Origin of the sequence: Micromonospora echinofusca, from assembly GCF_017614955.1 — a bacterium.
GTDB lineage: Bacteria > Actinomycetota > Actinomycetes > Mycobacteriales > Micromonosporaceae > Micromonospora > Micromonospora echinofusca_A.
The window spans coordinates 1-9,982 of the sequence record NZ_WVUH01000272.1 but is presented as its reverse complement, the minus strand read 5'-3'; the positions used below and the strand labels follow the sequence as shown (position 1 = coordinate 9,982).

The 9,982-nt window shown below is 72.5% G+C and carries 11 protein-coding genes; 8 read left to right on the top strand and 3 right to left on the bottom strand.

Annotation, left to right across the window (positions count from 1 at the left end):
• Together GSF22_RS24915 and GSF22_RS24910 are read left to right on the top strand one after the other, a co-directional pair.
• On the top strand, positions 1 to 958 hold a 958-nt coding region (locus GSF22_RS24915; RefSeq protein WP_208816163.1), incomplete at its 5' end, for a chitinase.
• Between the two features lie 37 nt (positions 959 to 995).
• Entirely contained in the window at positions 996 to 2,546 is a 1,551-nt protein-coding gene (locus GSF22_RS24910; RefSeq protein ID WP_208816162.1) for a cellulose binding domain-containing protein, read from the top strand.
• Between the two features lie 40 nt (positions 2,547 to 2,586).
• Here GSF22_RS24910 and GSF22_RS24905 read toward each other — a convergent pair whose 3' ends face one another.
• Positions 2,587 to 3,255, bottom strand: a complete 669-nt coding sequence (locus GSF22_RS24905) for a DedA family protein (protein ID WP_208816161.1) — start codon at positions 3,253 to 3,255, stop codon at positions 2,587 to 2,589.
• A gap of 252 nt (positions 3,256 to 3,507) precedes the next feature.
• On the opposite strand from GSF22_RS24905, the gene GSF22_RS24900 reads away from it, so the two are divergent.
• The gene (locus GSF22_RS24900; RefSeq protein ID WP_208816160.1) at positions 3,508 to 5,160 is read left to right on the top strand and encodes an alpha-amylase family protein; all 1,653 of its coding nucleotides are present in this window, start codon (positions 3,508 to 3,510) and stop codon (positions 5,158 to 5,160) included.
• 116 nt (positions 5,161 to 5,276) lie between these two features.
• Positions 5,277 to 6,035 carry a 3-oxoacyl-ACP reductase FabG gene (gene fabG / locus GSF22_RS24895; protein WP_208816159.1) on the top strand — a complete coding sequence of 253 codons (759 nt, stop codon included), beginning with the start codon at positions 5,277 to 5,279 and terminating at the stop codon, positions 6,033 to 6,035.
• Between the two features lie 112 nt (positions 6,036 to 6,147).
• On the opposite strand, the gene GSF22_RS24890 is transcribed toward fabG, so the two are convergent.
• Together GSF22_RS24890 and GSF22_RS24885 are read right to left on the bottom strand one after the other, a co-directional pair.
• On the bottom strand, positions 6,148 to 6,591 hold the full coding sequence (locus GSF22_RS24890; RefSeq protein ID WP_208816158.1) for a hypothetical protein: 444 nt from the start codon (positions 6,589 to 6,591) through the stop codon (positions 6,148 to 6,150).
• A complete protein-coding gene (locus GSF22_RS24885) occupies positions 6,584 to 6,979 on the bottom strand; it encodes a hypothetical protein (RefSeq protein ID WP_208816157.1) in 396 nt (131 codons plus the stop codon). The genes GSF22_RS24890 and GSF22_RS24885 overlap by 8 nt, the downstream gene beginning before the upstream one ends.
• Positions 6,980 to 7,068: 89 nt before the next feature.
• Between GSF22_RS24885 and GSF22_RS24880 the strand changes: the two genes are divergently transcribed.
• From GSF22_RS24880 to GSF22_RS24865, 4 genes are all read left to right on the top strand, one after another.
• Positions 7,069 to 7,839, top strand: coding sequence for a hypothetical protein (locus GSF22_RS24880; protein WP_208816156.1), 771 nt, complete (start codon positions 7,069 to 7,071; stop codon positions 7,837 to 7,839).
• Between the two features lie 50 nt (positions 7,840 to 7,889).
• The gene (locus tag GSF22_RS24875) at positions 7,890 to 8,795 is read left to right on the top strand and encodes a Gfo/Idh/MocA family protein (RefSeq protein WP_208816155.1); all 906 of its coding nucleotides are present in this window, start codon (positions 7,890 to 7,892) and stop codon (positions 8,793 to 8,795) included.
• A gap of 187 nt (positions 8,796 to 8,982) precedes the next feature.
• Positions 8,983 to 9,672: an ECF RNA polymerase sigma factor SigK gene (sigK, locus tag GSF22_RS24870; RefSeq protein ID WP_244454060.1), complete on the top strand. Its 690-nt coding sequence runs from the start codon at positions 8,983 to 8,985 to the stop codon at positions 9,670 to 9,672.
• The coding region (locus tag GSF22_RS24865) for a zf-HC2 domain-containing protein (RefSeq protein WP_307804292.1) at positions 9,669 to 9,982 on the top strand (314 nt) is incomplete at its 3' end. The genes sigK and GSF22_RS24865, both read left to right, overlap by 4 nt.

Here is a 9,982-nt window from a genome sequence, read left to right as displayed (position 1 = left end):
GCCGACGACCGCACCCCCCACCACGCCGCCGCCGACCACGACCCCGCCGCCGACCAGCGGCCTGCCGAAGCAGTTCCTCACCGGGTACTGGCACAACTTCGACAACCCGGCCGTGGAGCTGCGGCTGCGCGACGTGCCCGGCGAGTACGACCTGGTCGCGGTGGCCTTCGCCGAGGCGACCGCGACCCCGGGCGCGGTCACCTTCGCCGTCGACCCCGGCCTGTCTGCGGCCCTCGGCGGCTACACCGACGCGGACTTCGCCGCCGACGTGCAGACCCTGAAGGCCCGGGGCAAAAAGGTGATCATCTCGGTGGGCGGGGAGACCGGCCGGGTGGCGGTCAACGACGCGGCCTCCGCGACCAGGTTCAGCGACACGGTGTACGCCCTGATCCAGCGGTACGGCTTCGACGGCGTCGACATCGACCTGGAGAACGGGCTGAACCCGACCTACATGGCGCAGGCCCTGCGCGCCCTGCGGGCGAAGGTCGGCGCCGGCCTGATCATCACGATGGCCCCGCAGACCATCGACATGCAGTCCCCGTCGACCAGCTACTTCAAGCTGGCCCTGGACATCCGGGACATCCTCACGGTCGTCCACACCCAGTACTACAACTCCGGCGCGATGCTCGGCTGCGACCAGAACGCCGCGTACAGCCAGGGCACGGTCAACTTCATCGTGGCGCTGGCCTGCATCCAGTTGGAGGCCGGGCTCCGCCCGGACCAGGTCGCGCTCGGCCTGCCCGCCGGCCCCGGCGCGGCCGGCGGCGGGATCGTCGCACCCAGCGTGGTCAACGCCGCGCTCGACTGCCTGGCCCGGGGCACCAACTGCGGCAGCTTCCGCCCGCCGCGTACCTATCCCGGCATCCGGGGCGCGATGACCTGGTCGGTCAACTGGGACGTCAGCAACGGCAACGGCTTCGCCCGCACGGTCCGCCCGCACCTGGACACCCTGCCCTGATCCCTCACCCCACCCCACCACGGTCCGGGAGGACAGCATGAGACTCCGACCCCTGGCGCTCGCCGCCGGCCTGGCCGCCGCGCTGGTCGCGGCGACCCTGGTGGCCGCGCCGGCCGCGTCCGCCGCCACCGCCGCCTTCGTCCGCACCAGCAGCTGGAGCAGCGGGTACGAGGCGAAGTTCACCGTCACCAACGACACGTCCACCACGATCACCTCGTGGAACGTCCAGTTCGACCTGCCCACCGGCAGCTCGCTCGGCTCGTTCTGGGACGCCCAGCTGAGCACCTCCGGCCAGCACGTCACGGCGGTCAACCAGTCCTGGAACGGCACCCTGGCCCCGGCGGCCAGCACCTCGTTCGGCTTCGTGGTCAGCGGCACCGGTGACCCGGTGAACTGCACGGTCAACGGCTCGTCCTGCTCCGGTGGCGGCAATCCGTCGGGGCCGGGGGTGCCCGGCGGCCTGCGGGTCACCGGTACCACGAACAGCTCGGTCTCGCTGGCCTGGACCGCGTCCAGCGGCACGGTCACCGGCTACCGGGTGTACGAGGGCGGCACCGTCCGGGCCACCGTCTCCGGTACCTCGGCCACCATCTCCGGCCTGGCCGCCTGCTCGGCGCACAGCTACACGGTGGCGGCGTACAACTCCTCGGGCGAGTCGGCGAAGTCGGCTGCGGTTTCGGCGACCACCACCGGTTGTACCGGCACTCCGGGCGGGATGGCCGCCGCGCCGTACCTCTACCCGGGCTGGGGTGACCCGCCCGCGCCGGCGACGGTCATGTCGGCGACCGGGGTGAAGTGGTTCACCATCGCGTTCGTCCTCTCCGGCGGCGGGTGCACGCCGGCCTGGGACGGCAGCGGTCCGCTGACCGGTGGCGCGCACGCCGCGACGATCAACGCGATCCGGGCCGCCGGCGGCGACGTGATCCCGTCGATCGGTGGCTGGAGCGGCAACAAGCTCGGCCCGAACTGCTCCTCGGCGAGCGCCCTGGCCGGGGCGTACCAGCAGGTCATCGACACCTTCAACCTGAAGGCGATCGACATCGACATCGAGAACACCGACGAGTTCGAGAACGCGGTGGTGCAGGACCGGATCCTCGGCGCGCTGAAGATCGTCAAGCAGAACAACCCGGGGATCAGGACGATCATCACCTTCGGTACGACGACCACCGGCCCGAACTCCTGGGGTACCCGGCTGATCAACCAGGCGGCGGCCCTCGGCGCCAACATCGACACCTTCACGATCATGCCGTTCGACTTCAACGGCCACACCGACATGTACCAGAACACGGTCAACGCGGCCGAAGGGCTGAAGGCGGCCCTGAAGACCGCGTTCGGCTGGTCGGACGCCACCGCGTACACGCACATGGGTCTGTCCGGGATGAACGGGCTCTCCGACCAGCAGGAGCTGACCAGCCCGGCCACCTGGACCCGGATCCGGGACTGGGCGGAGGCCCGCTCACTGGGCCGGTTCACGTTCTGGTCGGTGAACCGGGACCGGCCCTGCCCGGGCGGTGGGGTGGTCTCGAACTGCAGCGGCATCGCCCAGAACACCTGGGAGTTCACCAGCATCACCGCCCAGTACGGCTGACAGCCGGCCGCTGACCCCGCCGGGCCGTCCCCCGGCGGGGTCAGCGGGGGGCGGACGCGGGGTCGGCGCGCCGGGCCCGACGTCGGCGTACCCGCCTGACCACCCAGTTGCCGATCATGAGAGCGAAGACCGCCAGGATCGCGTAGTCGAAGCAGTTGCTGTACCGGTCGATCTCCTGCCAGCGGGAGCCGAGGGCGTACCCCAGCCCGACGAAGATCGAGTTCCAGATACCGCTGCCCAGCGTGGTCAGGGCCAGGAACTGGCCCATCGGCATCCGGTTCGCACCGGCCGGTACCGAGACCAGGCTGCGGACCACCGGCACCATCCGGCCGAAGAGCACGGTCGCCCGGGCGTGCCGTTCGAACCAGCGGTCCGCCCGTTCCAGATCGTCGAGTTCGACCAGGGGGACCCGGTCCAGCCAGCGCTTGAGTCGTTCCTCGCCGAGCCAGGCGCCCACCCAGTAGAGCGCCAGCGCACCGAGGACCGAGCCGGCCGTCGCGGCGAGCACCACCGCCACCACGTTGACCCGTCCCTCGCCGGCCAGGTAGCCGGCCATGGCGAGGACGATCTCGCTGGGAATCGGCGGAACGAGGTTCTCCAGGGCCACCAGCAGCCCGACGCCGAGCGCGCCGAGGGAGTCGATCACCCCGGCCACCCAGCCGGTCAGCCCGCCGACCTGCGTCGGATCGACATCAGCGGCGAGAGCCATACGGTGCCTCCTGAGCAGCCGGCGGACGGGTGGGAGCCGCTCCCGGTGGCCGGGTGGGAGCACCTCCAGTGGTACCCGGGCCGGGCCGGGCCAATCCCGCCGGCCGGGTACCCCGGGTCACTTCACCCACCATGATCCACCCGGGTCCCTGGTAGGTGGGGCGTCAGCCCCGACCGACAGCCCGACTTCCGGGAGACGGAGGGGGATCGAGGGGCGTTTGCCGATCGGGCGGATCGGAGAAGGAACACCCGTATGGGTGACAGGTGGTACTCCGAGGCGGTCGTCTACTGCCTCGACATCGACACGTTCGCGGACTCCAACGGTGACGGCATCGGGGACATCCCCGGCCTGATCGGCCGGCTCGACTACCTTGCCCGGCTCGGGGTCACCTGCCTGTGGCTGCACCCGGTGCACCCGTCGCCCAACGGCGACGACGGCTACGACGTGACCGACTTCTACAACATCGACCCGCGCTTCGGCACCCTCGGGGACTTCGCCGAACTGCTGCACCAGGCGGAGAACCGGGGCATCCGGGTGATCATCGACCTGGTGGTCAACCACACCTCGGACCAGCATCCCTGGTTCCAGTCGGCCCGGTCCTCACCCGACTCGCCGTACCGCGACTGGTACGTCTGGTCGGAGCACGAGCCGGCGGACCGGCACCAGGGCATGGTGTTCCCGGGTGAGCAGCACGAGACCTGGACCTACGACCGGACCGCGAAGGCGTGGTACTACCACCGGTTCTACAAGTTCCAGCCGGACCTGAACATCGCCAACCCGGCGGTCCGGGCGGAGATCAAGAAGATCGTCTCGTTCTGGCTCCAGCTCGGGGTCTCCGGGTTCCGGATCGATGCGGCCCCGTTCATCATCGAGCTGACCGAACCGGGCAACGCCGACTCACCCAAGGACTTCGCCTTCCTCACCGAGCTGCGCCAGCACGTGCAGTGGCGTCGGGGTGACGGGGTGCTCCTCGCCGAGGCCAACGTCGAGCCCGACCAGCTCCCGGTCTACTTCGGCGACGGGGCCGGCTCGGCCAACCGGCTGCACATGCTCTTCGACTTCATGCTCAACGGGCGGCTGATGCTGGCCCTGGCCCGGCAGGACCCGGAACCGATCATCGACGCGCTGCGGGACACCCCGGCCCTGCCCGAGGGGGGCCAGTGGGCCACCTTCCTGCGCAACCACGACGAGATCGACCTCTCCCGGCTCACCGCCGAGCAGCGCAACCAGGTGTACGCCGAGTTCGGGCCGGACGAGGAGATGCGGCTCTACGGGCGGGGCATCCGGCGCCGGTTCGCCTCGATGCTCGGCAACGACCGGCGGCGGATCGAACTGGCCTACTCGCTCCAGTTCACCCTGCGCGGCACGCCGGTACTGCGGTACGGCGAGGAGATCGGGATGGGCGAGGACCTGTCGCTGCCGGGCCGGGAGGCGATCCGTACCCCGATGCAGTGGTCGTACCAGCCGAACGCCGGGTTCTCCACGGCCGAGGAGGAGAAGCTGGTCCGTCCGGTCGTCGACAAGGGGGAGTTCGCCTACCAGAAGGTCAACGTCACCGCCCAGCGGTCCGACCGCAACTCGCTGCTGTCCTGGTTCGAGCGGATGATCCGGACCCTGCGCGAGGCGCCGGAGGTGGGCAACGGCTCGTGCACCCACATCGACGTACCGATGCCACCCGGGGTGCTCGCGCACCGCGCGGACGGGCCGACCGGCACCATGGTGTTCCTGCACAACCTGGGTACCACCGACGCCGAGGTCGATCTCGGTGTCCTGGCCCCCGAGGCGGACCTGCCGGTCGACGTGCTCAGCGACCGGCACTACGGCGAGGTCGGCAAACTCGACGCGCTCAAGGTCGCCGGGTACGGGTACCGCTGGATCCGGCTCTGTCGGAGCTGGTCGGCCTGAGCCGGTGCCGCGCCCGGCCCGAGCCGGTGGAGCATCGGCCTGAGCCGGTGCACGGTCCGCGCCGTACCCCTGGGTTAAGCTCCTCCGATCGAGCCGTAAGTTACCCGGAGGTAATCATGTCGGAGCAGCCCCGCGTCGCGATCGTCACCGGAGCAGCCCGGGGGATCGGTGCCGCCACCGCGCGCCGGCTGGCTGCCGACGGTCTGGCCGTCGCCGTGGTGGACATCGAGGAGTCGGCCACCAGGGAGACCGTCGACGCGATCGGTGCGGCCGGCGGGCGGGCGCTGGGGGTCGGCGCGGACGTCGCCGACCGGGCCCAGGTCGAGGCGGCCGTCGAACGGGTCGCCGCCGAGCTGGGTGCCCCGACGGTGCTGGTGAACAACGCGGGGGTGCTCCGCGACAACCTGTTGTTCAAGATGACCGACGGGGACTGGGACACCGTGATGGGGGTGCACCTGCGCGGCGCGTTCCTGTTCAGCCAGGCCACCCAGAAGCACATGGTGGAGCAGCGTTGGGGACGGATCGTCAACCTCTCCAGCACCTCGGCGCTGGGTAACCGGGGGCAGGCGAACTACGCCACCGCCAAGGCCGGGCTCCAGGGCTTCACCAAGACCCTCGCGATCGAGTTGGGGCCGTTCGGGGTCACCGCGAACGCGGTGGCGCCCGGATTCATCGTCACCGACATGACGGCGGCGACCGCCGCCCGGATGAAGGTCGACTTCGACCAGTTGCAGGAACGGGCGGCGGCGGAGATCCCGGTCCGCCGGGTCGGGCGGCCCGACGACATCGCGCACACCATCTCGTTCCTGGTCAGCGAGGGGGCGTCGTTCGTCTCCGGCCAGGTGATCTACGTGGCCGGCGGTCCGCGCGACTGACCGTTCCCCGTGCCCCGGCCGGTCGGGTCGGACCGACCGGCCGGGGACGTCCCGGCGGGTCCGGGCCGACCGGATCAGACCTGGGCGTCCCGGCGGGTCCGGGCCGACCGGATCAGACCTGGGCGTCCCGGCGGGTCCGGGCCAGCCAGATCAGGCCGAGGACCGGCAGTACCAGGGGTACGTAGCCGTAGCCGCTGCCGAAGCCGGACCAGACCGTGTCGTCGGGGAAGAGGGCCGGGTCGAGCACGCTGGTGAGGCCGACCGCGAGGACGCCGACCAGTTCGACCGTGCAGCAGAGCCAGGCGGTGCGCCGCCCGCCGGTGCCGCCCCGGGCCAGTCCCACGGTGGCCACGATGTAGATCACCGCGGCGAGTGCGGAGAGCAGGTAGGCGACCGGCGCCTCGTCGAACCTGGTGACGATCTGGAGACCGGCGCGGCAGGTCGCGGCGATGGCGAAGAGCAGGTAGACCGCGACCAGCAGGCGACCCGGGCCGCTGCTCGTGGTCCGCGTCGGCCGGTCGGTCGTGGTCGTCGGGCCGCCCGACCGCTCAGCCACCGGTGACCTGCCAGGTCTGCTGGAGCCGGACTACGACCACCGGCAGCACCAGGCAGACCACGGTGACGATGGCGCTGCCCCAGCGGGTGGGTTCCATCCGGGCCAGCACGGCGGCCAGCGGGGGCAGGCAGACCAGGGTCACCAGGTAGCCGAAGAACGCGCCGGGCTCGCCCGGCCGGTCCCCGCCGGCCAGCGCCACCAGGGCCACCACGGCCAGGCCGAGTACGGCCAGTTCCAGCAGGCCCAGCCCGACGAGGTGGCTGCGGTCCGGCGGCCGGTTGCGGGCCGTCGCATAGAGGCTCCAGGCCGCGAGGACGAGCGACAGCACGATCGTGCCGGTCGCAGGGAGACCGTCCACCGGCGTACCCGCTGCTGCTGCGCTGCTCACCGCGACAGCCTACTAAGCGGTGTAGTACCGGCCGCGTCCCGCCACCTGCCCCGGGTCGGCAGTGATGGCAATCACATTTATTCAAATCTATGATTACCCATGGTCTCCGGGCGGGTACGCCAGAGGAGTTGATGGACATGGGTGACGGCGCGACCTGGCTCCTGGTGATCGTCCTGCTGCTGGCCGCCCTCGGCCTGCTCGGCCTGGCCGTCCTGCCGGGACCGGACCGGGACGGGGAGCCACCGGTCGATCCGGCCCGGCTCCGGGCCGAGGCCGAGGAGTTGGCCGGGCACGCCGAGGCGGTGCGGGCCGAGGCGGAACGGGCGGTCGCCGCCGCGCTCGCCGCGCGGGACCGGGTCGGCGCCGCCGAACAGGACCGGGACCGCACCTGGCAGGCCCAGGAGGCGGCCGAAGCGGCGTACCAGCGGGCCTGGCGGGCCGCCCTCGCCAGCCGGGAACCCCGGGACACCGACGACACGGCGCGGGACCGGGAGCGGACGGTCACCCGGGCGGCGCTGTCCGCGTACCGGCGGGGCGACCTCTCCGGAGCGGAGTTCCGCGAGGTGTGGCGACGGGCCGGGGAACCGGACCCCGTGCAGCAGGCCCGGGAGCAGGTCGTCGAGCGGTACCGGGCGGAACTGATCGCCGCCCGCCGGGCGTACGACCGGGCCGCCGCCGCGTTCCGGCACCTCGACGAGGCGGCCCGGATCGCCGAGGTGGCCGCCCGGGCGCTGGTCGACGAGGCAGCCGAGTCCGCCGTCGAGGCCGAGCAGGCCCGGATCGCCGCCCACCGGTACCCCGACCGGTGGTTCCGTCGTCGGAAAACGGCCGGACCTGCGCCGGAACCGGGCGGCGACTAGCCTGGACCGCGCCACGGGTCACCGTGGCGTACGACGACACGGGGGCACCCTTGCTGCGGTTCGGACTCTTCGGCACCGGTCACTGGGCGGCACAGACGCACGCCGCCGCGCTCGACGCGCACCCGCAGGCGCAACTGGCCGGGGTCTGGGGCCGTGACCCGGCCAAGGCCCGCGCCCTGGCGCAGCGGCACGGCGTACCGGCCTTCGACGACGTGGACGCGCTGCTCGACGCGGTCGACGCGGTCGCCGTGGCCCTGCCGCCCGACGTGCAGGCCGACATCGCCGTGCGGGCCGCTACCGCCGGCCGGCACCTGCTGCTGGACAAGCCGCTCGCGTTGGCCACGGCCGACGCCGACCGGGTGGTGACGGCGGCGGCGCAGGCCGGGGTCGCCTCGGTGGTCTTCTTCACCGGCCGGTTCCACCCCAACGTCGCCGCCTTCCTGGCCTCGGCCGCCGCCGTCGGCGGCTGGCACGGGGCGCAGGTCACCATGTTCGCCTCGATCTTCCAACCGGAGAGCCCGTACGGCGGTTCGGCCTGGCGGCGGGAGCACGGTGGGCTGTGGGACATCGGGCCGCACGCCCTCTCGGTGATCCTGCCGGTGCTCGGCCGGGTCACCCGGGTGGCCGCGATGGACGGCCCGCGTGACGCGGTGCACCTGCTGCTCGACCACGCCGGTGGCGCGACCAGCACGGTCTCGTTGAGCCTGGACGCGCCACCGGAGGCGATGCGGAACGAGGTGCTGTTCCACGGCGAGAACGGCGTGCAGCGGGTACCGGCGCGCGACGGTAGCCCGGTGACCGCGCTCGGCGTCGCCCTCGACCAGTTGGTCGAGGAGGTCGACAACGGCACCCGGGACCACCACTGCGACGTGCGGTTCGGTCGGGAGGTGGTGGCCGTGCTGGACGCCGCCGGCACGGCCCGCGCCGAGGGGCGTACGGTCAGCCTGCCCGGCTGAGCCCACGCTCAGCCGAGCGGACGCCCCGACCGTTACCCGACGGGCGTCGGACCGGCGTCGGGCAGATCCGGCCGGTCCGGCCGGTCCGGCCGGTCCGGCAGGTCCGGCAGGTTTCACCCATCCGGCAGGCGTCCGGCGTCGAATGCCTACCGTGCTGGCTGACAGATCACCCGGGGGGACGTCCAGGATGATGACCTACCGCAGCCCTGGCGACGACCGGCCGGGACGCACCGACAATCGGCTGACCCGGCCCGCCGGCCCGGCCACCGGGTCGGGCGCCGGCCCGCCGCTACGGTCGGTCCCCGCCCCGGCCACCGTGGACCCGACCGGGGAGGTGGACCGGCTGCTGCGCGCGGTCGGACGCGGGGACGAGGCCGCCTTCGACGCGCTGTACGAGATCGTCGCGCCCCGGGTGTACGGGCTGGCGCGGCGGGTGCTGCGGGATCCGGCCCAGGCCGAGGAGGTGGCCCAGGAGATCCTGGTCGAGGTGTGGCGCACCGCCGCCCGGTTCGACCCGGCCCGGGGTACCGCCACCTCCTGGATCTTCACCATCGCGCACCGCCGGGCGGTGGACCGGGTCCGCGCCGAGCAGGCCAGCACCGAACGTGACCACCGGGTGGCCGCCGGTTCCGGCGAGACGCCGTACGACGAGGTGGCGGAGGAGGCGGCGAGCCGGCTGGAGCGTCAGCAGGTACGCCGCTGTCTGGAGGGGCTGACCGAACTCCAGCGGGAGGCGATCACCCTCGCCTACTACGGCGGGCACACCTACCAGCAGGTGGCCGTGCTGCTCGACGCCGCCCTGCCGACGATCAAGACGAGGATGCGGGACGGGCTGATCCGCCTGCGTGACTGCCTGGGCGTGGAGGTGACCCGGTGACCGACATCCACGCGCTGGCCGGCGCGTACGTGCTCGACGCGGTGAGTGACATCGAGCGGGCCGCGTTCAGCCGGCACCTGGCGGACTGCGAGACCTGCGCCCTGGAGGTCGCCGAACTCCGCGAGACGGTGGCCCGGTTGGCCGACCAAACCTGGTCGGTGCCGCCGCCCCGGATGCGGGCCGAGGTGCTGGCGCAGATCCGCCGTACCCCGCAGTTGCCGCCGGGCGGGGTGGCCCGACCGGCGGGCCGGGGTGGTTCGGCCCGGTGGCGTCAGTGGACCATCGCCGCGGCGGCCGCCGGGGTGGTGGC